The following is a 21,360-nucleotide window of genomic DNA, read 5'->3' as shown; positions in this document are numbered from 1 at the left end:
CTGTGCCGCCCATTCACCCCGACGATCTCGCCGACGCCGACGCGATGCCCACGCTCTTCGATACCGGTGCGCAGCCGGATGCCGCGGAACTGGCCGCCGCGCTCGCGGCGCCGGCCGCGGCCGGCCGCTATGACGAACTGCGCGGCAGCGCCGCCGGCCTTACCGCGCCGCTGCTCGCCCCTGCCTGGCGCAGCTTCTTCACGTCGATCGGCAGCGACGGCGTGGCCGACCTCGACCGCCGAGCCGACGCGCTGCAGCGGCGCATGCGCGAGAACGGGCTGTTCTACCAGCTCCACGAACAACGCGCCGGCGACGGCGCGGCCGGCCCGTGGTCGCTCGACCTGCTGCCGCTGATCGTCACGCCCGAGGACTGGGTCGCGATCGAGCGCGGCGTGCTGCAGCGCGTGCGGCTGCTGAACGCGACGATGGCCGACCTGTACGGGCCGCAGACGATCCTGCAGCGCGGGCTGCTGCCGCCCGCGCTCGTGACCGGCCACCCGGGCTACCTGCGCGCGATGCGCGGCGCACGCGTGCCGGGCGATACGTGGCTGCACGTCGTCGCGTTCGATCTCGCGCGCGGCCCCGACGGCCAATGGCGGATCGTCGCGCAGCACACGCAGGGCGCGGCCGGTCTCGGCTACCTGCTCGAGAACCGGCTGATCGTGTCGCGGCTGTTTCCGCGCGGCTTCCGCGGGCTGCGCGTGCAGCGGCTCGCATCCGCGTACCGGTCGCTGCTGCAGAGCATGCAGGCGTTGAGCCCCGCCCGCAAGAACTCGCGGATCGTGCTGCTGACGCCGGGGCCGCACAGCGCGACGTACTTCGAGCATGCGTATCTCGCGCGCTACCTCGGCCTCACGCTGGTCGAGGGCGGCGACCTGACCGCGCGCGACAACCGCGTGTTCCTGAAGACACTGGGCGGGCTCGAACCCGTGCACGGCATTCTGCGGCGCGTCGACGACGCGTGGCTCGATCCGCTCGAACTGCGGCCCGATTCGATGCTCGGCGTGCCAGGGCTGCTGCAGGCCGTGCGCGCGGGCAACGTGCTGCTCGCGAATGCGCCGGGTTCGGGCTTCCTCGAATCGCCGGGCGTGCTCGGTTTCATGCCGCGCCTCGCGGAAGGGCTGCTCGGCGAAACGCTGACGCTGCCCGCCGTGCATTCGTGGTGGTGCGGCGAGGCGGCTGCATGCGACGACGCGCTGCCGCAGCTCGCGCGCAGCATCGTGAAGCCGTCGTATCCGCCCGACGCGCAGGCCGGCGGCGCGTTCGACCCGGTGATCGGTGCGCGCCTCACGCCGGCGCAGCTGGCCGAGTGGCGTGCGCGGATCCTCGCCCGGCCCGAGCATTACACGGTGCAGGCCGACCTGCCGCTGTCGCAGGCGCCGACCTGGCCGGGGCGCGACGCGCCCGACGGCAACGGCGGCGCGCGCATCGTGCCGAAACCGCTGCTGCTGCGCGTGTTCGCGCTCGCCGACGGCGCGCGAAGCTGGCGGCTCCTGCCGGGCGGACTGTCGCGGGTCGGCACGCGCGATACGCTGTTCAACGCGCCGATGCCGCGTGGCGGCAGCACCGTCGATACGTGGGTGATGACCGAGGGCATCGTCGATTCGACCACGCTGCTGCAGACCCGTCTCGGCCCCGACGATCTGGTCGAGCGCCCGCGTGCGATCGCGAGCCGCGCGGCCGAGAACCTGTTCTGGCTCGGCCGCTATACCGAGCGCGCGACCAATCTGATGCGTCTCGCGCGCGCCGCGCTCGAGCGGCTGCGCGGCGAGGACGACGTCGACAGCCCCGCGCATCTGGAGCTCATCGATACGCTCTGTCGCGACACCGGCCTGATCGCCCCCGACGCGCCGAACGCCGTCGATGCGCCGCGTGCGTTCCAGCACGCGCTCGCGACGTCGCTGACGCGCGGCGCGGACCGCACGTCCGGCATCGCGTCCTGCCTGTTCGGGATGCGCGGCGCCGCTGCCGCGATCCGCGAGCGGCTGTCGAGCGATCAGTGGCGGCTGATCGACGATGCGACGCAGTTGTTCGCCGATAGTGCGGACCATCCGGAAGCCGAGGAGCAGATCGGCAACGAGGCGCTGCAGTTGCTGGAGAGGCTCGGATTGCTGCTCGGCGCGATCACCGGCGCGCAGACCGACAACATGACGCGCGACGACGGCTGGCGGCTGTTGTCCATCGGCCGGCAGATCGACCGGCTGGACTTCCTGTGCAGCGTGCTGAAGTTCGCGTTCGACGAGGGCGCCGTGCACCGGCAGGACGGCTTCGAGCTCGTGCTGGAGCTGTTCGACAGCACGATCACGTTCCGCTCGCGCTTCCAGCGCTGCTTCGACGTCGCGCCGCTGCTGTCGCTCGCGGTGCTCGACACCGACAACCCGCGCTCGCTCGGCTGGGTCGTGCAGGCGCTGCGCGGCCGGCTGACGAAGGTCGAGCGCAGCGAAGGCTATGCGCTGTCCGAGCTGGCCGAGACGATTCCGGACGTGCCCGCGTGGTCGCTGCACGAACTGTGCGAAACCGGCGACGACGGCCGGCACGACAAGCTGCTCGATGCGCTCGACACGACCGTGAAGGCCGTGTGGGATCTGTCGAACCGGATCGGCGAGCGTTATTTCAGTCACGTGCGCGAGGCGGGCAGGACGCTATGGTGACAGCGAAACACGCGGCGAAGACGCCGCCCGCGCCGGGTTCCGGCCATCCGAAGCAGGCCGCAGCGGCGATCACGCCTGCGACACCTGCGCGATCGGCTGCCGCCGTACCGGGCCGCGTGCTGCGCGTCACGCACGACACCGAATACCGCTACGCGGCACGCGTCGAATCCGCGCAGCACCAGGCGCGGCTGCAGCCGCTCGCGACGCCGCGCCAGCAGGTGCTGACGTTCGCGCTCGACATCGAACCCGCACCGGAGGCGGTCGGCACCGAGATCGACGCGTTCGGCAACGCGCGTGCATCGTTCGCACTTAACCAGCCTCACGATGCGCTGCTCGTGCGCAGCCGCAGCACGGTGCGCGTGAGTCCGCCCGTATGGTCGCAGGGCGCACGCGGCGCGCCGCCGCCCGCGATCGCGAGTCCCGATCCTGACCACGCCACGGCGTGGGAAGCCGTGCGCGACCGCTTGCGGTTTCGCGCGGGACAGCCGTACGACGCGGCGAGCGAGTTCGTGTTCGCATCGCCGCATGTGGCGTGCGATCCCGAGCTGGCTGCGTATGCGGCCGCGAGCTTCACGCCCCGGCGGCCGCTCGTGCAGGCCGCGTGGGACTTGATGCGGCGAGTCCACGCCGATTTCGCGTATACGCCGAACAGCACCGACATCACGACGACCGCGCTCGATGCGCTGCGCTTGCGCAAAGGCGTCTGCCAGGATTTCGCGCACGTGATGATCGGCGCGCTGCGCTCGCTCGGGCTCGCCGCGCGCTACGTGAGCGGTTATCTGCTGACGCAGCCGCCGCCCGGGCAGCCGCGGCTGATCGGCGCGGATGCGTCGCATGCATGGGTCGACGTGTACGACCCGGCATGGCCCGAAGACGGCGGCTGGCTGCAGCTCGATCCGACCAACGACCGTGCGCCGGGCGACGACTACGTGATGTTGTCGATCGGCCGCGACTATGCGGACGTGACGCCGTTGCGCGGCGTGATTCGTGGCGGCGGCGCGGATCAGGAGCTGAAGGTCGGCGTGACGGTCGAGCCGCTCGACGATGCGTCGTAATACGGCGCGATCGGCCTGACGCACTGCTCGCCGGCCGTTTAAGTCTTCGTTAATACTGCCCGCCTAGCATGGTGGTGCCGGCGACCGGATCGGCCCCTGGTCCGGCGCCGGTGGCACGCACGGGTGCGTCGACGTCACGGCGCCGCGCCGTCGCGCGTCGCCATTTCCTTGCAACGGCGGCACACATGATCAAGAACTTCGACTACACGCTCGGCAACGAGACGATCGCGCTCTGCGCGAGCTTCGGCGCGGGCCCGGCATTCCGTCGCGTGCTCGTGAGCCGTGCGGATTCGATGGAGACGCTGGTGGTGCTCGACGCGCGCGGCCTGTCGGGCTTGCTGAAGGTGGCGACGGAAGAGCCCGAAGGATTGCTCGACGATGCGATCCGCAAGGTCGGGGACGAACAGCTCGTCGAGCGCGCGATCAGCGGCCGGACCATCGTCGAAGCCGCGCTTTGAGCTTGCGGCGCGTGCAGGCCGGGATGGCCGGCTGTAGCGCGCCGCGTCGTATTGCGCCGTACTGGGCTGCTTACGCGGCGAACCGGTCCGTCGCGGCGAGCAGCGCCTTCAGGATGCCCGGTTCGTTGTATGCGTGTCCGGCATCCGGCACGATCTCGAACGTCGCGTCGGGCCATGCCTTCGCGAGATCCCACGCGGTGCGTGCGGGCGTCGCGATGTCGTAGCGGCCCTGCACGATCACGCCCGGAATGCCGGCGAGGCGATGCGCGTCGCGCAGCAACTGGCCTTCGTCGACGAACCCGCGATTCACGAAGTAATGGTTTTCGATCCGCGCGAACGCGAGCGCGTAGTGGCCGTCCGCGAAGTGCGCGGCCAGCGCCGGATCGGGCAGCAGCGTGATCGTGCGGCCTTCCCAGAGGCTCCACGCACGTGCGGCTTCGAGCTTCGCGGCTTCGTCGTCGCCCGTCAGCCGGCGATGGTACGCGGCCATCAGGTCGCCGCGCTCGGCTTCCGGAATCGGCGCGAGGAATTCCTCCCACAGGTCGGGGAAGAGCCACGACGCGCCTTCCTGGTAGTACCACAGCAACTCCGCGCGACGCATCGTGAAGATGCCGCGCACGACGAGCGCGCTCACGCGTTGCGGGTGCGTCTCCGCGTAGGCGAGGGCGAGCGCGCTGCCCCATGAGCCGCCGAACACGAGCCACTGTTCCGCGCCCACCATCTCGCGCAGCCGCTCGATGTCGGCCACCAGGTCCCAGGTTGTGTTGTGGTCGAGGCTCGCATGCGGCGTCGAGCGCCCGCAGCCGCGCTGGTCGAACAGCAGGATGTCGTAACGCTCGGGATCGAACAGGCGGCGATGGTCGGGGCTGCAGCCTGCGCCCGGGCCGCCGTGCAGGAACACGGCGGGCTTGCCGGACGGGTTGCCGCAGCGCTCCCAGTAGATGCGGTGGCCGTCGCCGGTGTCGAGGTGGCCGTGGGCGTAGGGTTCGATCGGTGGGTACACAGGCAGGCTCCGGGTGAGGATCGACAGGAGGGCGGACGCGGCACGGACCGGGATGCGGGCGGAATACGGCAGCGCCGGTATCGCGGATATTGCGGCGCCGCAAAATTGGTTGTGTCTGCATCGGACCGGCCGCCGCCGGACAACGCTTGTCATTATGCCCATTCATTCCGGCCGCTGCGCGCCGGTCGGCATCCGGCGCGCGGCACCGCATTCAGCCCGGCATGCGCACCGGAATTTTTTAAGCAATTTCATTCCGATATTTTTCAGACAAAATCCCGGCGGCATATCGGCGCCGCGGATCGGGGCGTCGGCCTGCCATCCCTCCACCGTGCCAACGGAATCCAGCCGATGAACCATCGCGTCAAGCAGCTGACCGGGTTGCGCGCCGTCGCGGTCACGATGGTCGTCGTCGGCCATGCGGAGCACGTGCTGCCCGGCGGCTACACCGGCTGGTTCGCGCCGCTGCGGCTGATCGCCGATGGCCGGCTCGGCGTGCTGATCTTCTTCGTCCTCAGCGGCTTCCTGATCACCAACGTGCTGCGCGCCGAGTTCGCGCGCACCGGCGGGATCGCGCTGACGGCGTTCTACGTGCGCCGCGCGCTGCGGATCTGGCCGGCCTGCTATGTGTATCTCGCGACCGTCGGCGTGCTCGCCGCCGCCGGCTGGCTCGACGTCGATCGCCGTCAGTGGCTGTATGCGGCGCTGCATCTGTGGAATTACTCGGCGTGGTTCGGGCTGGCCGGCGACAACGCGCTGCATCCGGACGGCGCATGGTATCTCGGCCACTTCTGGTCGCTCGCGCTCGAGGAGCAGTTCTACTGGTTCTGGCCGCTGCTGTTGGTGTACGGCACGCGGCGTCGCGGCACGCGCTGGCTGGCCGCGCTGATCCTGGTCGTGCCGCTGGTGCGCGCGCTGACGTATTTCGTCGCGCCGGCGCTGCGCGGGCAACTCGGGATGATGCTGCATACGGGCGTCGATCCGATCCTGATCGGCTGCTACGCGGCGCTCGAGCGCGAACGGCTCGAAGCGTGGATTCGTTCATGGCGCGGCGAGTCGCGCATCGTGACGGCGCTCGTCTTCATCGTGCTGTTCGGGATGCCGCTTGCCGAACACCGGCTCGGCGGCTTCTGGAATGCGACCTACGGCGTGACGCTCGAGGCCGCGCTGATCGCGATCGTGATCGTCGTGCTGAATTTCCGCAGCGAGTTCTGGTGCGCGCGATGGCTGCGGGCCGGGCCGGTCGTGTTCGTCGGCACGATCTCGTTCAGTCTTTATCTTTGGCAGCAGCCGTTCGCGAACCCGGATCTGCCGGTCGCGCATGCGTTTCCGCTCGGTATCGTGTGGGCGCTGATGGCCGCGACAGCCAGTTACTTTCTCGTCGAGAAACCGTTCCTGCGGCTGAAGGATCGCTATACGGCGCGCGAAGCGCGACGCGTGCGCGACGACTCGCTGCGGATGCCGTCGCCGAACGACGCAATCGGGCCGAAGGTGGTGGAGTAGGCGAGCGGGCGTACTCGACCTGCCGCGTCACTTAAATCACTTCTGTACGTCAGGCGAATACCAGAACGTCCTGAACATATCGATTCCGTACGACTTGCCATCGTATTTGACGACCGTGCGCGCGGTTCGCTTGCCCGTATCCGAGTAATCGCCGTCCTTGCGTTGCGTTTTCGTGATGTGCGCGGTGATCGACAGGTCGGCGAAGCCGTGGCTCGACGTTTTCTCGACGGCAATCGTCATGCGGGCATCTTCGCTGCGCGCATCGCCCGCACCGGCGCCGCAGGCTTCGCCCTCGACACTGACCCAGCCGTACAGGTTGGTGCCGAACACCGGCCGGATGCGATTGCCTTCGCGCACCCACAGCGTCAGCTCTTCGCTTGCGTTCGCATCAGGACAGCTTGGACCGCGCGCGCTGCTCGTGAACACGACGCCGAACGCGCGTACGTCGGGCGACAGCCGGTACGGCGCGGTATCGATGCGATAGCTGTTCTCGCCGATCTCCGTCGCGGCATCTTCGTCGATCACCGACCGGTCGGCGGCGACGACCTTGCCGCCTTCGACGAGCGCGATGACCTGGAGCTTGGCACTTTCGTCGGGGTTCTTGCTCTTCGGCAGCGAATCGAACGCGATGGCCGCGATCGTCGTGCCCGGCGTATTCGGCATCGCCTTGCACGCCGATGCGATGACGAGCCGGTCCGCGTCGCGGGTGGCGATGCGCGCGCTCGCGATGCCGGCCCAGCGGGCGACGGCCGTGATGGTCGCGTCGTCGCAAGGCTGATTGTCGGCGGCCTGAACCGTCGGGGCGGCGGCGAGCGCCAGCAGCGGGGCGAAACGAAGGATGCTCGTGATCACGATGAAAAGGGTTTTTCACAGGTTTTCGTGGATGTCGCTTACTGCCCCGAAGCCGCTGTTCGAGCCGCCAGAGCTTCAACGGCAGTTATTGGAGAGATCCGGCCGTCCGGGCCGGTCCCTCACGAGCAACGGTTTCGCCTTTGTAGAACGTTTGTCGATTGACGGCAAGGCGACCGCTCAACGGCCCAGGCTTACTGGTTAAACCCTGCGTGGCGCAGCGCTTCCTCGGCGGCCTCGTGGTCTTGAGCCGACGTTCCGCCAGAAACACCGATGCCCCCGACCAGACGCCCTTCGTGAAAGATCGGTACGCCACCGCCGACCGGCATCAGCCGCGGATGGTGCGCCAGCGGGGCAACGGCAGGTTCGGCCATGTACTGATTCCATTGATGCGTGGCCATGCCGAACGACGCGGCGGTCCATGCCTTGTCGATGGCGACGTCAACCGTCAGGAACGGGGCGGCATCCGCGCGCTCGAAAGCGCGCAGGTGGCCGCCTGCATCGGTAATCGCGATTGTCGCGGCGAATCCTCGCGCGGCGCACGCGCGGCGCGCTTCGGCCATCAATGCTTGTGCGGCTTCCAGGCTGATCGTGGTCGTGTTGATGATTGGCGATGTCATGTTGATGCTCCTTGTCAGAAGGGTTCAGCGGTTGGCGACGACGACCTTGCCGATCATGTTGCCGGCCTCGACCAGCGCATGCGCTTCGATGAGGCCTGCGGCGTTGATGCCGTCAATGCGTCGGGTCAGGGTGTGCTTGAGGCGGCCCTGGTCAACCAGCTGCGCCGCGCGGCGCAGCAAGGCGTGTTGCCGTGCGAGGGTGTCGGTGGTGAACATCGCACGGGTAAACATCAGCTCCCAGTGAATCGAGATGGATTTCCCCTTGAACGGTCCGATGTCCAGACCCACCGGGTCGTCGATAAGGGCGAACTGGCCTTCCGGGCGCAGCACGTCGGCGATTTGAGTCACATAGGCAGCGCTGTTGTTCAACCCGGCAACATGGGTGACGTGCTCGATACCGAGCGCGGCCAACTGGGTTGCCCAGGGTTGATGGTGATCGAGGACGTCATGCGCACCATGTGCCAGCACCCACTCGCGGGTTTCCGGTCGCGAGGCCGTGCCGATGACTGTCATGCCCGTAAGCTCACGCGCCAGTTGGGTCAGAATCGAGCCGACACCGCCAGCCGCTCCGATCACGAGCAGCACGTTGTTGTCGGTCGGGTCCGCTGCCTGAACACGCAGACGGTCGAACAGCAGCTCCCACGCGGTGATCGTGGTCAGCGGCAACGAAGCGGCCTCTGCGAAATCCAGTGATGTCGGCATGGGTCCGACGATACGTTCGTCCACGGCGTGCAGCTCGCTGTTGCTGCCGGGTCGCTTGATGTCGCCCGCGTACCAGACACGGTCGCCTGCCTTGAAGCGCGTGGCCAGCGGACCGGTCGCGCGGACGATTCCCGCCGCGTCCCAGCCGGCGATGCGCGCACCGCCTTCCGGAATATCGCCACCGCGCCGGATTTTGGTATCGACCGGATTGACCGATACCGCTTTCACTTCCACCAGCAGATCATGGTCGCGCAGTTCCGGGGTCGGAATCTCGATATCCTGCAGCGCCTGCGGGTGGCTGATCGGATGGTTCTGATTGAAACCGATGGCTTTCATACACGTGGCCTCCAAGGGGGATTGAGACCATGTTATCTTTCGTCGGTATGCGGATAAATGGCCACCGAGCTCAAACAATTTCGGCATTTCAATGAAAATGATTCGACTCGATGACGTTCGGATCTTCGTGCACACGGTGGACTACGGCAGCTTCTCGGAGGCGGCGCGCCAGCTGAATATCGCGCCGGCACACGCGAGTGCATCGGTGCAGCGGCTCGAGAAGGCGTTGGACACGCGCCTGTTCACGCGGTCCACGCGAAGCATGCAACTGTCGGAGGCTGGAGAGCGTTACCTGCCGCATGCGCGGGTCATGATGGGTGCGCTGGAGGAAGGCCAGCAGGCACTGGCAAACGGCCGGGGGGCGCTGTCCGGCCCGCTGCGGCTGTCCGCGCCGTCTGACTTTGGTCGAAACCTGCTGTTGCCGTGGCTGGATGATTTTCAGCACCGGCACCCTGGTTTGTCGCTGCACCTGAAAATGAGCGACCGTGCGGCCGACCTGATTCGCCAGCCGCTGGATGCAGTCGTGCGCTACGGAGCGCTGCCGGATTCGTCTCTTCTGGCCATGAAGTTGGTCGACAACAACCGGCGCGCATTGTGTGCCGCGCCGTCCTACCTCGAACGGCATGGCGCACCGGCCAAAGTCGACGACCTGCGGCGGCACAACTGCCTTCGGTACGTATGGAGCGAGCAGATCCATGAGCGCTGGCGCTTTACCCCGCCCGGTGGCGACCGCACCGTGGCGGTCACCGGTAATCGCATCAGCGACGATGCCGATGCGGTTCGTCGCTGGGCGATAGCCGGGGAAGGCCTTATCTATAAGTCGCGACTGGACCTCATCGACGATCTGAGGGCTGGTCGACTGATGGAGTTATTTCCGCCGGAGTATTGCGAGCCTGCGCCGTTGCACTTGATTTGCGCGCACCGTGCGCAACTCACGCCGGCGATGACCGAGTTGCATGCCTTTCTACGGGAGCGCTGCGCTGCATTGCTTTCCAGCCATCCCCCAGGTGGCGCTCAGGCTGTACGCGCGATTTGAATGGCCGCATCCAGGGGCGCAACGAACGTCTGAATGTCCGAACCCCGTTGCCCACGAAGGTCGCCTGTTGGCCGAACGCCGACATTGTGTTCCGTGTGTCCGATAAATTTTCGAAGAATAAAAAAGGCCCTTGCGGGCCTTTCGTCGACGAAGGTGAGGGCGAGAGCTTACTGCGTCAGCGCCGTAAAACCCTCCAGCAACCGCTCGACATCAGCCGCTTCGATCGCACCCATCGTCGAGATCCGGAACAACTCCTTCGACAACCCGCCTTGCCCCGCGTAGATCACGAAGCCGCGCGCCTTCAACCCGTCGTGCAGCGTCTCGTACGTGACGCCCTGCGGCAGCCGGTACGCGCGCAGCACAACCGACGACTCACCTTCCGGCAGCACGAGCGTCATCCCGCGCGCCGCAAGCCCAGCCTGCGCCTGATCGGCGAGCGCCTTGTAATGCGCATGCCGCGCCCGCCAGCCGCCGGCCTCATCAAACTCGCGCAGCGCCTCGACGAGCGCGTAATACGCGTGCACCGACGGCGTAAACGGCGTATTGCGCTGATCCTGCAGCTTCGCGAGCCGACCGAGGTCGAGGTAGTAAGTACGGCTCGCGGCCTTCGCGAGCGCGCTGCGGCGCACGATCACGAACGCCGCGCCCGGCACGCCGTGCAGGCACTTGTTCGCGGTCGCGGCGACCGCGTCGATCACGCCGCCGGCGAAGTCGATCGCTTCGGCGCCGAAGCTGCTGACGCCGTCGACGAGCATTTTCACGCCGCGCGCGCGGCACACTTCCGCGATCGCGCCGAGGTCGTTCAGCCGGCCGGTCGTCGTTTCGTGATGAATCACCGCGACGTGCGAATACCCACCCGCGTCGAGACGCGCGGCGATCTGCGCGAGATCGGGCGCCTGCATCCACTCATGCTTCAGCACGTCGTGCGCGATCCCGTACTGCGTCGCGATCTGCGTGATGCGCTCGCCGTACACGCCGTTCTCGATCACGAGCAACTTGCCGTCCTGCGGCACGAGCGCCGCGATCATGCTTTCGACGGCGGCGGTGCCCGAACCCGTCATCAGCACGGCGGCCCATTCGGCCGGGTCGAGTTCGTACGCGCCGACGAGGCGCGCACGCGCTTCATCCTGCAGATCGAAGAATTCGCTTTCGCGATGGCACAGGTCGGGTTGCAGCAGGCTGCGGCGCACGCGTTCGGTCAGCGTTACCGGGCCGGGGTTCAGCAGCAGCATCAATGAGCTCCTTCGGCGTGGGCTTCAGCCTGTGCGGCGCCGATATGCCGCATCAGGCGGGTCTTGACCTCGACCGGCGTGACGGTCGGGCGGGGCAGGCCGTCGGGCACGCCGGTGCGGATCGCAAGCCGCACGAAGCGCGTGCCGTCGGCCGGATGCGATGCGTCGAGCGTCGCATCGAGCACGTCGAGCGTGTCGCCTTCGACGGCCGACGCATAGCCGCATGCTGCCGCGACGCCCGCGAACGACACATGCCGCGACACGGTCGCCTGGCCGCCCGTCGATTCGTGCGCGCCGTTGTCGAGCAGCACGTGCGTGAGGTTGGACGGGCCGTAGGTGCCGAGCGTCGCGAACACGCCCATGCGCATCAGCGCGGCGCCGTCGCCGTCGACGGCCACCACGCGCAGGTCGGGGCGCGCGAGCGCGAGACCCAGCGCGAGCGGCGTCACGCAGCCCATCGAGCCGACCATGTACAACTGGTTCGGACGATCGTCGATCGCATAGAGTTCGCGGCCGCAGAAGCCGGTCGACGCGAGCACGACGGTCGACTCGACCGGCGTGTGCGCGATCACGCGCCGCAGCGCGTCGTGGCGGGTCGGCCACGCGGCGGGCGCTTCGGTGCGTGTGGCCGACTGTGCGGCGACATGCGCGCGCGGCGCTGCCGCCGGGTTTGCCTTCAGCTCATATGGCGCGACGCTGCCTTTCTGCATCACGAGCGCGTACGGGCGGCCCGTCGCGTCCATGTGCGCGATCGCGCGGTCGAGTGCCGGGCCGACCTGTTCGGGGTCGGTCGGGAACGTCTCCCACGGGATCTCCATCGTGTCGAGCATCGCCGGCGTGATCGGCCCCATCAGCGCGTGCTGCGGCTCGTCGGGCACGCCCGGCTGGCCGCGCCACGTGACGATCAGCAACTGCGGCAGCCGGAACGTCCAGGTCAGCGACGTGAGCGGGCTCACCGCGTTGCCGAGCCCGGAGTTCTGCATCATCGCGATCCCGCGCTTGCCGCCGAGCGTGGCGCCCGCGATCAGCGCGACCGCGTCGCCTTCGTTCGCGGCCGACAGGTAGTGCAGCGTCGGGTCCTGCAGCACATAGTTGATGAACGGCGTCAGGTACGAGCAGGGCACGCCCGCGTACCAGTCGAAGCCGCGTTCGCGCGCGGCCTCGACGAACTGGGCCGCTTCGATCATCGTGCGCCCCCGTTGCCTGCGCCCGGCTCGGACAGCGGCGTCTGGCCGTGCGCGAAGTCGCCCGCGCGGCGGAAGTCTTCCAGGTCGTTGACGCCGCGCCAGTGGCCGTGCACGTACTGCACCTCGATCTTCTCGCCGGCGGCGATCAGTTCGTTCAGCAGCGACGGGATGTCGAGCGTGTCGAAATCAGGACGCGCCTGCAGCGTCGCGAGCATCGCCTTCAGGCGGTCGACGCCTGCGCCGCGCACGTTCAGCAGACCGATCCAGCGGCCGTGCGGCGTGCCCGCGGCGACGTCGCTCGATACGCGTTGCAGGTAGGTCTTCTGGCCGAACAGGCCGCGGTCGTCGGCGGCCGAGCAGAGCGCGAAATCGCGCACGCTCTGGTTGGTCTCGGTGAGCGACGAATCGACGACGACGCTGAACTCGGCCTCGCTCTCCGCGAGGTCGCGCAGGATGTAGCTGCGGAACAGCAGGTCGCCGTACGAGATCACGGTGTCGCCGGTCAGGCGTTCGGCCGCGCATGCGAGCGACGCGAGCTCGCCCGTCTGCGCGTGGCGCTCGTTGACGACGAGCTTGATGCCCGACGTGTCGATCGCATCGGCGCGATAGCCGCCGACCACGGTAATGTCGTTGACGCCATGCTTCTTGAAGCCGTCGACGAGCCAGCGCAAGAGCGGCTTGCCGGCGACCGGCAGCATGACCTTGGGTTTATCCTCGGTGACGGCCTCGAGCCCCTTGCCGCGGCTGGCGGCGAGCACGATCGCGGCGTTCGACGCGCGCGACGACGACGACAGGTAGATGCGCTCGGCCGCCGAATATTCGTCGGCGTCCTGCAGGCGGAAGATCTCGTTGACCGACGCGACGCGGTCCTCGACGTTGATCAGCGTTTCGTTCTCGTGGATCTCGCGCGCGGTCGCCTGCATCGCGGAGGCCGATGCGCGGATCAGGTGGTTCGCCCAGATCACGGTGCTGATGCCGGCCTGGCGGAACACGTCGGTCGGCGTGCTGTAGTACTTGGTCGGCACGATCACGAGCGGCGCGCGGCCGCTCCATTCGCGCGCGAACTGCAGGATCTCGTCCGGGCGCGACAGCTTGCTGTGGATCAGGATCGCGTCGGCGCCGGCTTCCGCGTACGCGTTCGCACGACGCAGCGCCTCGTCCATCCCCCAGCCGGCGATCAGCGCCTCGACGCGCGCGACGATCGAGAAGTCGGGATCGCTCTGCGAATCCTTGCCGGCCTTGATCTTGCCGCAGAATTCGTCGATCTCGGCGAGCGGCTGACGCTCGCCGTCGATGAAGCTGTTCGTCTTCGGGAACTGCTTGTCCTCGATGCACACGCCGGCGATGCCGCGCTGCTCGAGCTTCTTCACGAGGCGGCGCACGTTGTTGAAGTTGCCGTAGCCGGTGTCGCCGTCGAGCAGGATCGGCAGGTCGCTCGCGTCGGCCATGAACTCGAGCACGTCGACGACCTGGGTCCAGCTCGCTTCGTTGTTGTCGCGCACGCCGAACTGCGCGGAGATCGCGAGGCCCGATGCCCAGATCCCCTTGAAGCCCGCTTCGCGGACGATCCGCGCGGACAGGCCGTTGTGCGCTTCCATCAGGAATTCGAGGTCGCTGCTGACGAGCATGCGGCGCAGCCGTGCGCTGCGCGATTCGGTGAAGTTGGGTTCGCGTGCGTTCATCGTGCGGCTCCGGCGGTAGTGCGTTGAATCAGGGGAAGGATGTCTTGCGTGGCACGCGCCACGTCGTTCGGGAAGTCGATCTCGATCCACGGCGAGCCCGTGACGTCCGCGACGTCGAACGAGTGACCGCCTTCGAGCAGCAGGTCGCGCACGGCTTCCTCGTGCGGCATGTTCGCGCGGCCGCTGTCGACGTAGCCCGCGACGATCGTCGCGAGGCGGCGCGCGGTGCCTTCGGTGAAGCGGAAGAAGCCGACCGATTCGCCGATCGTGTCGTAGTCGAGGTCGACCGCGAGCTGCTTGCGCAGCTCGACCGGCACACCGTTCTTCAGGCACAGCTTGACGGGTTCGTCGCCGGCCTCGAAGTCGCGATCGATCAGCAGGCGGTCGACGGCCTTGTCGGGATCGGCGACCAGCGCGTGCAGGATGTTCTCGTCGTACAGCACGTCCGCGTCCATCAGCAGCACGTCGCCGCCGCGCGTCATCGCATCGGCGACGGTATGCACGGTCAGCACGCTGCCGAGGTCGTAGCGCTCGTTCAGCACGATCTCGGCGGTGCGGCCGAGGCGCTTGAGCTCCTGCTCGACCTTCCCGGACTGGAAGCCGAGCCCGAGCACGATTTCATCGACGCCCGCGGCGTCGAGCACGCGCAGATGGCGCTCGAGCAGCGACACGTCGTCGAAGCGCAGCAGGCACTTCGGGAATTGCGCCTCGGGCGGTTGTTGCAGGCGCAAGCCGAGGCCTGCCGCAAGAATGATGGCTCGCATGGGTTCTCCAACCAAAAAGCCGGCGGATCTGAACGATCAGTCGGCGAGCGGCTGCGGCGCACGGCGCCGCTGCCAGTTTCTTTCACTGAAATGCAGATAGAGCAGGCCGGGCAGGCCGAGCGCGAGTTCGCGCGCGCGCTTCGCGAGCGACAGCGCGAGCGCCGCGTCGGGCGGCAGGCCGACCAGCGGGGCGAGCAGCAGGTAACCGCCTTCCTGCGCACCGAGCGAGCCCGGGATCGCGAATGCCGCACCGCGAATCGCCTGGCCGACGCTCTCGAGCAGCAGCGCGTCGAGCCAGCTGACCGGGTGCCCGAGGAAGTGCAGCGCGAGCCACACTTCCGCGGTGCCGACGATCCAGCCGACGAGGCTCAATGCGAAGGTCTTCGCGACCTTCGCGCGATCGCGGTACAGCGCACCGACCGCGGCGTCGATCGCATCCGCGCGGGTCGCCAGCGACGACCAGTCGCGCGGGCCCAGCAGCTTCGACGCGAGACGCATCCCGCGGCCGAACAGCCCGCGCCGCTGCGCCGCGTAGAACGCGACGGCGAGGGCGCCGAGCACGCCGGTGGCGATCAGCGCCGGCGTGCGCAGGTGAGCGACCGATTCGTGCGTCGCATAGAGGCTGAACGTGGCGATGCCGATCAGCGCGAACGCCATCTGCGCGAGCGCCTGCATCGTCGTGCTGACGGTGACCGCGGCGGCCGCCTCGGCCATCCGCGTGCCGCGTTGCGCGAGGTGGCGCACCATCAGCACCGGGCCGCCGATCTGCCCGGCGGGCAGCAGGCTGTTCACCGATTCGCCGACCCAGCGCGCGCGCAGCGCGTTGCCGAGCTCGGCGGCCGGCTGGCCGCGGCGGAACATCACGGCGATCGCGAGCGCGTCGATGACGAGCGGCACGACGTGGAACACCGCGACGAGCGCGAGGCCCCAGCCGGCCGCGAGGAACGTCGACGCGACCGCGCCGATGCCCTGCCACGCGAGCAGGGCGACGAACAGTGCCGTTCCGAGGGACAGCAGGATCAGGCCGGCGCGTGTCATGACCCGGTCGACCGGCGCGTGGCCAGCTGCTTGAACACCTGGCGGAAACCGAAATACGCGATCGCGTCCTTCATGTTCGAGATGAAGCGCTTCCACGGCCGCATGCCGGGGTTGGTCACGTATTCGAACGTCAGCGACACGCGCGTCTCGTTCTGGCCGAGCGGCGTGATCCGATGGCGCAGCTTGTCGCCGTCGAACAGCACGATGCCGCCGTCGGCGATCTGCACGGAGCCCGGTTCGTCGGGCACGTCCGGATTGCGCGTATGCAGCTCGTAGTCGAGCCGGCACGACGATTCGTCGATCACGCCGATCAGCAGCGTGTAGCGGCGGCCGTCGTAGTACGACGTGTCGTAGTGCCAGCCGATGTGGTCGCCCGGCTTCGTGTAGTAATACAGCGCGTACGCGTGCGGATCGTTGTCCGGCGACAGCATCAGCTTGTCGCCCGTGATCTTCTCGAGGAAGCCGATCAGCGCCTTCGAGCGGTACAGCTCCGCGATGTACGGCGCCTGCTCGTCGATCGTGTGCCGGCTCACGCTGCCGCCCTGCTTGTGGCCGGGCAGGTAGTTGCGGTTCAGGCCGGGCTGCATCGCGCGGGCGGCGGCTGCGAGCTTCGCATGCGCATCGGCCGGCAGGAACGCGTCGAGGTACAGGAACGACCCCTGGCGCGTGTAGTCGCCGCGCAGGCGGCCGAGGTCGAGATGGCCGACGCGGTCGGCCACGGTGCGATCGGGATCGGCCGCTGCCGCGCGCGCAGGCGCGGGGCGTGCCGGGCTCAGCACGGAGTCGTCGCGCGTGCTAGGAGTCATTTGGAAGCCTGGATTTCGGTTGAATTCTGCGGGACGTTGCCGCGCCGGACGATGCGCCACCAGTCGATCACGACCCATGCGGCGAACAGCGGGGCGCCGATCGACGCCGCGAGCAGGAACGGCTCGACGCCGTCGACGAGCGTCACGAGCGGCAGCAGGTACAGCACGTCCTCGGTCTCGAAGCCGCCGGCGAACGCCTGCTTGGTGCCGGCCTTGCCGGCGATCGACTCGATCCGCATGCGCAGGAAGAAGATCAGCGCGACGGCCGCACCGGCCAGCGCACCGAGCAGCACGGGCGACGCGGCCATCTGGCCGCCCTGGGCGACGATGCCGAGGCCCATGCTGACGAACAGCGCGACCGTGACGAGCGCGTCGGCCGCGAGGTCGTAAAAGTGACCGATCTTGCTCGACTTGCCGCTGATGCGCGCGAGTTCGCCGTCGGTGTGGTCGACGAAGTTCGACAGCACGATCAGGAATGCCCCCGCGTTGCTCCAGCCGAAGCCGCCTTGCGCAAGGCACCAGGCACCGGCGAGGCCGATCAGCAGACGAAGGGTGGTGAGGTGATTCGGGGTGACCGGCGTGTCGATCAGCGGTCGGACGAGCGCGCGCGCGAGCCGCGCATCCCAGGTGCGTGGCAGGGGCGGTTCGGAACGTGTGGCGGTTTTTCTTTGGTCCATCGGCGAAATATATACGGAATTGTAATTTGTTGCTTTTTATTCGATCAATGTCCTGACATGCGGGAGTGTTACCGCGCATTGCGGACATCGGCCGGTTGCAAACCGGATGCGCGAAACGGCGTTCGCGCATGCGGGCCATACCTGATCCAGTGTGGTTCGCAAGACGCGGCTGTCAAGGGCCGACGGGCCTCGCGCGCGGGCCTGGCGGCGATTCGCGCACGTTGACGGGTTGATGTGCATCAGGCCCGGCAACGCGGTGCCGGGCGACAATCGGCCGCGGCGATCGCCGATCGGTCATTGGATGCGGATTCCCTGCGTTTACGCAGTCAATCCGGAAGGGTATCGGTTGATTGACGTTCAGTAATTCGCAATCCGCGAGCGGAAAATTGGCAGATTGCTTTCGCAAACCTTTCGGTAGCATTCGACGTCGAAGCAGCGCCTTGTCACAGAACGGCCGTTCGATACCCGGTGCATTCAGTAAGTATCTTTTGCATCCGGCGGACATTTCGCGCCGATGGCCTCTGCGATACTCGGACCGTGCCCGTGGTGCCGGGCCGCCCCTCGCGGCCCCAAGGGCTTTGCGTCGCTCAGGAGACACCCCCCGCGACGTCAACGACAGACCCAAAGCGTCAGATAACCAGCCATGTCTTCATCACGCATCCTCGCTCCCGCCCTGCGTTCGCTCGTCCGCACCGCCGACGAAGCCGCCGCGCTGATCCGTCCCGGCATGACCGTCGCCATGAGCGGCTTCACCGGCTCGGGCTATCCGAAGGCCGTGCCGGCCGCGCTCGCCGCCCACATCGACGCCGCCCACGCGCGCGGCGAGGACTTCCGGATCAACGTGCTGACTGGCGCATCGACCGCGCCGGAACTCGACGGCGCGCTCGCCCGCACCAACGGCATCTCGATGCGCCTGCCGTACCAGTCCGACCCGACGCTGCGCGACAAGATCAACAACGGCGAAGTCGACTACCAGGACGTGCACCTGAGCCACGTCGCGCAATACGCGTGGTTCGGGCTGTACGGCGAGCTCGACGTTGCGATCGTCGAAGTCGCGGGCATCCGCGAGGACGGTCTGCTGATTCCGTCCGCATCGATCGGCAACAACAAGACGTGGCTCGAGCAGGCGAAGCACGTGATCCTCGAAGTCAACTCGCGCCAGCCGCTCGGCCTCGACGGGATGCACGACGTCTATTACGGCACCGCGCTGCCGCCGCACCGCAAGCCGATTCCGCTGACGAAAAGCGACGACCGCATCGGCGAGCCGTACCTGCGCTGCCCGGCCGACAAGATCGTCGCGATCGTCGAGACCGACGCGCCGGACCGCAGCAACGCGTTCTCCGCGCCGGACGCCACGTCGAAGCAGATCGCGCTGCAGCTGATCGATTTCCTGCGCCACGAAGTGAAGCGCGGCCGCCTGCCGGAAAACCTGCTGCCGCTGCAGTCGGGCGTCGGCAACATCACGAACGCGGTGCTCGCGGAACTGAGCTCGGCCGGCTTCTCGAACCTGACCGCCTATACCGAGGTGATCCAGGACGGCATGCTCGACCTGCTCGATGACGGCACGCTGAGCTTCGCGTCGGCCACGGCGCTGTCGCTGAGCCCGGCCGCCGTGCAGCGCTTCGCCGACGAGATCGCGACGTTCCGCGAAAAGATCCTGCTGCGCCCGCAGGAGATCAGCAACCATCCGGAACTCGTGCGCCGCCTCGGCTGCATCGCGATGAACGGGATGATCGAGGCCGACATCTACGGCAACGTGAACTCGACGCACGTGATGGGCACGAAGATCCAGAACGGCATCGGCGGCTCGGGCGACTTCGCGCGCAACGGCTACCTGTCGTGCTTCATGTCGGCCAGCACCGCGAAGGGCGGCGCGATCTCGCGGATCGTGCCGATGGCGAGCCACGTCGACCATACCGAGCACGACGTCGCGGTGGTCGTCACCGAGCAGGGGCTCGCCGACCTGCGCGGCCTGTCGCCGAAGCAGCGCGCGCGCAAGATCATCGCGACCTGCGCGCATCCGGACTACCGTCCGATGCTCGAAGACTACTTCGAGCGCGCGTCGCGCGAGAGCTTCGGCAAGCACACGCCGCACCTGCTCGCCGAGGCGCTGTCGTGGCACGAGCGCTACGTGCGCACCGGGACGATGAAGGCCTGACGAATCGGCCTGCGACGGGGGCGCGCCCGTCGCATCGTCAGTCCATCGCCGCGTGCGCGACGTCGACGCTCGCCGTTTTCCGCGGCGGGCGGATCAGCAGCAACAGCGGGATCATCAGCAGCGTCGCGACGAACATCAGCTTGAAGTCGTTCAGGTAGGCGATCATCGCGGCCTGCTGGTTGATCGTGCGGTCGAGCAGCGCGATGTCGAGGTGGCTGCCGGCCAGCGCCTGCACGGCCGGGTCGAACGGCGTGACGTGGGTCGCGAGGTCGGCATGCGCGACCTGCGTGTTGCGCGTCATCAGCGTCTGCACGATCGAGATGCCGATACTGCTGCCGATGTTGCGCATCAGGCTGTAGGTGGCCGTGCCGTCCGCGCGCAGCTCGGGCTGCAGCGTCGAGAACGACAGCGCGCTCAGCGGCACGAACACGAGCCCCAGCCCGAAGCCCTGGACCACCCCGGGCCACACGATGTCCGCCTCGGACAGCACGATCGTGTACTGCATCATCTGCCACAGCGCGAGCGCGGAAATCGCCAGCCCGGCGAGCAGCAGCGCCCGCGCGTCCACGTATTTCAACAATCGCCCGACGAACAGCATCGCGATCATCGTGCCCGCGCCGCTCGGCGCGGTGACGAGGCCCGTCGTCGCGACGGGATAGCCCATCAGGTTCTGCAGCATCGGCGGCAACAGCGCGCGCGTCGCGTACAGCACCGCGCCGACGACGAAGATGAACAGCGTGCCGGTCGCGAAGTTCGGGTCGCGCAGCAGCTCCGACTTGAAGAACGACGCCTTGCCGACGGTTGCCGTGTGCGCGAGGAAGAACGCGAAGCTGACGGCCGCGATCAGCGCCTCGATACGGATTTCGTATGAGCCGAACCAGTCGAGCTGTTCGCCGCGGTCGAGCATTGCCTGGAACGCGCCGATCGCGAGCGCGAGCGTCGCGAAGCCGAACGCGTCGAATTTCACGTGCGGGCGCGGCGCGCGCGCGGGCAGGAAGGTCAGCACGCCGGCCAGCGCGAATGCGCCGATCGGCACGTTGATGAAGAACACCCAGCGCCAGTTGTAGCTGTCGGTGAGCCAGCCGCCGAGCGTCGGGCCGAGGATCGGGCCGACCATCACGCCCATCCCCCAGATCGCCATCGCCTGGCCCTGCTTCTCGCGCGGATTGATGTCGAGCAGGATCGACTGCGACAGCGGCACCAGCGCGGCGCCGAACACGCCCTGCAGCAGCCGCGCGCCGACGATCTGCACGAGCGACTCGGACAGCCCGCACAGCGCGGACGCGATCGTGAAGCCCGCGATCGAGATCGTCAGCAGCCGCTTCATGCTGAGGCGGTCGGACAGCCAGCCGGTCAGCGGGGTCGCGATCGCCGCGGCGACGATGTAGGAGGTCAGCACCCAGGTGATCTCGTCCTGCGACGCCGATAGCGTGCCCTGCATGTGCGGCAGCGCAACGTTCGCGATCGTGCTGTCGAGCGTCTGGATCAGCGTCGCGAGCATGATCGACAGGGTCAGCATCGGCCGATTGAGGGCGGGCGGCGAGGTGGCAGTGTCGGCGGCGGGATTCAAGCGGGCGTCTCCGTGGGGCGGTCTTCGTGGGCGGCG

The 21,360-nt window shown here is 67.9% G+C and carries 19 protein-coding genes; 6 read left to right on the top strand and 13 right to left on the bottom strand.

Annotation, left to right across the window (positions count from 1 at the left end; genetic code table 11):
- Positions 1-44: 44 nt before the first annotated feature.
- The 3 genes from DIE22_RS13755 to DIE22_RS38195 all read left to right on the top strand — a co-directional run bounded on the left by DIE22_RS13755 (position 45) and on the right by DIE22_RS38195 (position 4,164).
- Positions 45-2,651 (top strand): circularly permuted type 2 ATP-grasp protein, encoded by a 2,607-nt coding sequence (locus DIE22_RS13755; RefSeq protein WP_124500945.1) that lies wholly within the window; start codon positions 45-47, stop codon positions 2,649-2,651.
- Entirely contained in the window at positions 2,645-3,706 is a 1,062-nt protein-coding gene (locus DIE22_RS13750) for a transglutaminase family protein (protein ID WP_124500926.1), read from the top strand. Before DIE22_RS13755 ends, DIE22_RS13750 begins: the two co-directional genes overlap by 7 nt.
- 185 nt (positions 3,707-3,891) lie before the next feature.
- Positions 3,892-4,164 carry a hypothetical protein gene (locus tag DIE22_RS38195; protein WP_059450605.1) on the top strand — a complete coding sequence of 91 codons (273 nt, stop codon included), beginning with the start codon at positions 3,892-3,894 and terminating at the stop codon, positions 4,162-4,164.
- 70 nt (positions 4,165-4,234) lie between these two features.
- Here the strand turns inward: DIE22_RS38195 and pip are convergent, their stop codons facing one another.
- Entirely contained in the window at positions 4,235-5,167 is a 933-nt protein-coding gene (pip, locus tag DIE22_RS13740; RefSeq protein WP_124500927.1) for a prolyl aminopeptidase, read from the bottom strand.
- Between the two features lie 162 nt (positions 5,168-5,329).
- Entirely contained in the window at positions 5,330-5,524 is a 195-nt protein-coding gene (locus DIE22_RS13735; RefSeq protein ID WP_124500928.1) for a hypothetical protein, read from the bottom strand.
- On the opposite strand from DIE22_RS13735, the gene DIE22_RS13730 reads away from it, so the two are divergent.
- Positions 5,516-6,667, top strand: a complete 1,152-nt coding sequence (locus tag DIE22_RS13730; RefSeq protein ID WP_124605303.1) for an acyltransferase — start codon at positions 5,516-5,518, stop codon at positions 6,665-6,667. The two genes, DIE22_RS13735 and DIE22_RS13730, sit on opposite strands and share 9 nt — an antisense overlap.
- 36 nt (positions 6,668-6,703) lie before the next feature.
- On the opposite strand, the gene DIE22_RS13725 is transcribed toward DIE22_RS13730, so the two are convergent.
- From DIE22_RS13725 to DIE22_RS13715, 3 genes are all read right to left on the bottom strand, one after another.
- Complete coding sequence (locus tag DIE22_RS13725; protein WP_124500930.1) at positions 6,704-7,519, bottom strand: multidrug ABC transporter ATPase; 816 nt, start codon at positions 7,517-7,519, stop codon at positions 6,704-6,706.
- A gap of 191 nt (positions 7,520-7,710) precedes the next feature.
- Positions 7,711-8,136 (bottom strand): heme-binding protein, encoded by a 426-nt coding sequence (locus DIE22_RS13720; protein WP_124500931.1) that lies wholly within the window; start codon positions 8,134-8,136, stop codon positions 7,711-7,713.
- 24 nt (positions 8,137-8,160) lie between these two features.
- Positions 8,161-9,174: a zinc-binding alcohol dehydrogenase family protein gene (locus DIE22_RS13715; RefSeq protein WP_124500932.1), complete on the bottom strand. Its 1,014-nt coding sequence runs from the start codon at positions 9,172-9,174 to the stop codon at positions 8,161-8,163.
- Between the two features lie 97 nt (positions 9,175-9,271).
- On the opposite strand from DIE22_RS13715, the gene DIE22_RS13710 reads away from it, so the two are divergent.
- Positions 9,272-10,210 carry a LysR family transcriptional regulator gene (locus DIE22_RS13710; RefSeq protein WP_124500947.1) on the top strand — a complete coding sequence of 313 codons (939 nt, stop codon included), beginning with the start codon at positions 9,272-9,274 and terminating at the stop codon, positions 10,208-10,210.
- Positions 10,211-10,377: 167 nt separating this feature from the next.
- On the opposite strand, the gene DIE22_RS13705 is transcribed toward DIE22_RS13710, so the two are convergent.
- From DIE22_RS13705 to DIE22_RS13675, 7 genes are read right to left on the bottom strand one after another with little or no spacing between them, the layout of a single operon-like run.
- Entirely contained in the window at positions 10,378-11,442 is a 1,065-nt protein-coding gene (locus DIE22_RS13705) for a 2-aminoethylphosphonate aminotransferase (protein WP_124605302.1), read from the bottom strand.
- Positions 11,442-12,629: a phosphonopyruvate decarboxylase gene (aepY, locus tag DIE22_RS13700; protein WP_124605301.1), complete on the bottom strand. Its 1,188-nt coding sequence runs from the start codon at positions 12,627-12,629 to the stop codon at positions 11,442-11,444. Before aepY ends, DIE22_RS13705 begins: the two co-directional genes overlap by 1 nt.
- The gene (gene aepX, locus DIE22_RS13695) at positions 12,626-14,311 is read right to left on the bottom strand and encodes a phosphoenolpyruvate mutase (RefSeq protein WP_124605300.1); all 1,686 of its coding nucleotides are present in this window, start codon (positions 14,309-14,311) and stop codon (positions 12,626-12,628) included. Before aepX ends, aepY begins: the two co-directional genes overlap by 4 nt.
- The gene (locus DIE22_RS13690) at positions 14,308-15,075 is read right to left on the bottom strand and encodes an NTP transferase domain-containing protein (protein ID WP_124500936.1); all 768 of its coding nucleotides are present in this window, start codon (positions 15,073-15,075) and stop codon (positions 14,308-14,310) included. The genes aepX and DIE22_RS13690 overlap by 4 nt, the downstream gene beginning before the upstream one ends.
- Positions 15,076-15,111: 36 nt before the next feature.
- Entirely contained in the window at positions 15,112-16,113 is a 1,002-nt protein-coding gene (locus DIE22_RS13685; protein WP_124500937.1) for an HpnL family protein, read from the bottom strand.
- On the bottom strand, positions 16,110-16,919 hold the full coding sequence (locus DIE22_RS13680; protein ID WP_124500938.1) for a 2OG-Fe(II) oxygenase: 810 nt from the start codon (positions 16,917-16,919) through the stop codon (positions 16,110-16,112). Before DIE22_RS13680 ends, DIE22_RS13685 begins: the two co-directional genes overlap by 4 nt.
- Positions 16,916-17,596 carry a CDP-alcohol phosphatidyltransferase family protein gene (locus tag DIE22_RS13675; RefSeq protein ID WP_124500939.1) on the bottom strand — a complete coding sequence of 227 codons (681 nt, stop codon included), beginning with the start codon at positions 17,594-17,596 and terminating at the stop codon, positions 16,916-16,918. Before DIE22_RS13675 ends, DIE22_RS13680 begins: the two co-directional genes overlap by 4 nt.
- 643 nt (positions 17,597-18,239) lie before the next feature.
- Here DIE22_RS13675 and DIE22_RS13670 point away from each other — a divergent pair.
- Complete coding sequence (locus DIE22_RS13670) at positions 18,240-19,754, top strand: acetyl-CoA hydrolase/transferase family protein (protein ID WP_124500940.1); 1,515 nt, start codon at positions 18,240-18,242, stop codon at positions 19,752-19,754.
- Positions 19,755-19,791: 37 nt separating this feature from the next.
- Here DIE22_RS13670 and DIE22_RS13665 read toward each other — a convergent pair whose 3' ends face one another.
- A complete protein-coding gene (locus DIE22_RS13665; RefSeq protein WP_409364658.1) occupies positions 19,792-21,324 on the bottom strand; it encodes a DHA2 family efflux MFS transporter permease subunit in 1,533 nt (510 codons plus the stop codon).
- Between the last annotated feature and the right edge of the window lie 36 nt (positions 21,325-21,360).

This window comes from Burkholderia sp. Bp9142, assembly GCF_003853415.1.
Taxonomy (GTDB): Bacteria; Pseudomonadota; Gammaproteobacteria; order Burkholderiales; family Burkholderiaceae; genus Burkholderia.
This window is presented reverse-complemented; position numbering and strand designations above follow the sequence as displayed.

What these genes read in the sequence shown, in the direction of transcription:
- DIE22_RS13755 (WP_124500945.1), top strand. Translation starts at nt 45, where the DNA reads ATGCCCACGCTCTTCGATACCGGTGCGCAGCCGGATGCCGCGGAACTG.
- DIE22_RS13750 (WP_124500926.1), top strand. Translation starts at nt 2,645, where the DNA reads ATGGTGACAGCGAAACACGCGGCGAAGACGCCGCCCGCGCCGGGTTCC.
- DIE22_RS38195 (WP_059450605.1), top strand. Translation starts at nt 3,892, where the DNA reads ATGATCAAGAACTTCGACTACACGCTCGGCAACGAGACGATCGCGCTC.
- DIE22_RS13730 (WP_124605303.1), top strand. Translation starts at nt 5,516, where the DNA reads ATGAACCATCGCGTCAAGCAGCTGACCGGGTTGCGCGCCGTCGCGGTC.
- DIE22_RS13735 (WP_124500928.1), bottom strand. Translation starts at nt 5,524, where the DNA reads ATGGTTCATCGGCTGGATTCCGTTGGCACGGTGGAGGGATGGCAGGCC.
- DIE22_RS13720 (WP_124500931.1), bottom strand. Translation starts at nt 8,136, where the DNA reads ATGACATCGCCAATCATCAACACGACCACGATCAGCCTGGAAGCCGCA.
- DIE22_RS13715 (WP_124500932.1), bottom strand. Translation starts at nt 9,174, where the DNA reads ATGAAAGCCATCGGTTTCAATCAGAACCATCCGATCAGCCACCCGCAG.
- DIE22_RS13710 (WP_124500947.1), top strand. Translation starts at nt 9,272, where the DNA reads ATGATTCGACTCGATGACGTTCGGATCTTCGTGCACACGGTGGACTAC.
- DIE22_RS13705 (WP_124605302.1), bottom strand. Translation starts at nt 11,442, where the DNA reads ATGCTGCTGCTGAACCCCGGCCCGGTAACGCTGACCGAACGCGTGCGC.
- aepY (WP_124605301.1), bottom strand. Translation starts at nt 12,629, where the DNA reads ATGATCGAAGCGGCCCAGTTCGTCGAGGCCGCGCGCGAACGCGGCTTC.
- aepX (WP_124605300.1), bottom strand. Translation starts at nt 14,311, where the DNA reads ATGAACGCACGCGAACCCAACTTCACCGAATCGCGCAGCGCACGGCTG.
- DIE22_RS13690 (WP_124500936.1), bottom strand. Translation starts at nt 15,075, where the DNA reads ATGCGAGCCATCATTCTTGCGGCAGGCCTCGGCTTGCGCCTGCAACAA.
- DIE22_RS13685 (WP_124500937.1), bottom strand. Translation starts at nt 16,113, where the DNA reads ATGACACGCGCCGGCCTGATCCTGCTGTCCCTCGGAACGGCACTGTTC.
- DIE22_RS13680 (WP_124500938.1), bottom strand. Translation starts at nt 16,919, where the DNA reads ATGACTCCTAGCACGCGCGACGACTCCGTGCTGAGCCCGGCACGCCCC.
- DIE22_RS13675 (WP_124500939.1), bottom strand. Translation starts at nt 17,596, where the DNA reads ATGGACCAAAGAAAAACCGCCACACGTTCCGAACCGCCCCTGCCACGC.
- DIE22_RS13670 (WP_124500940.1), top strand. Translation starts at nt 18,240, where the DNA reads ATGTCTTCATCACGCATCCTCGCTCCCGCCCTGCGTTCGCTCGTCCGC.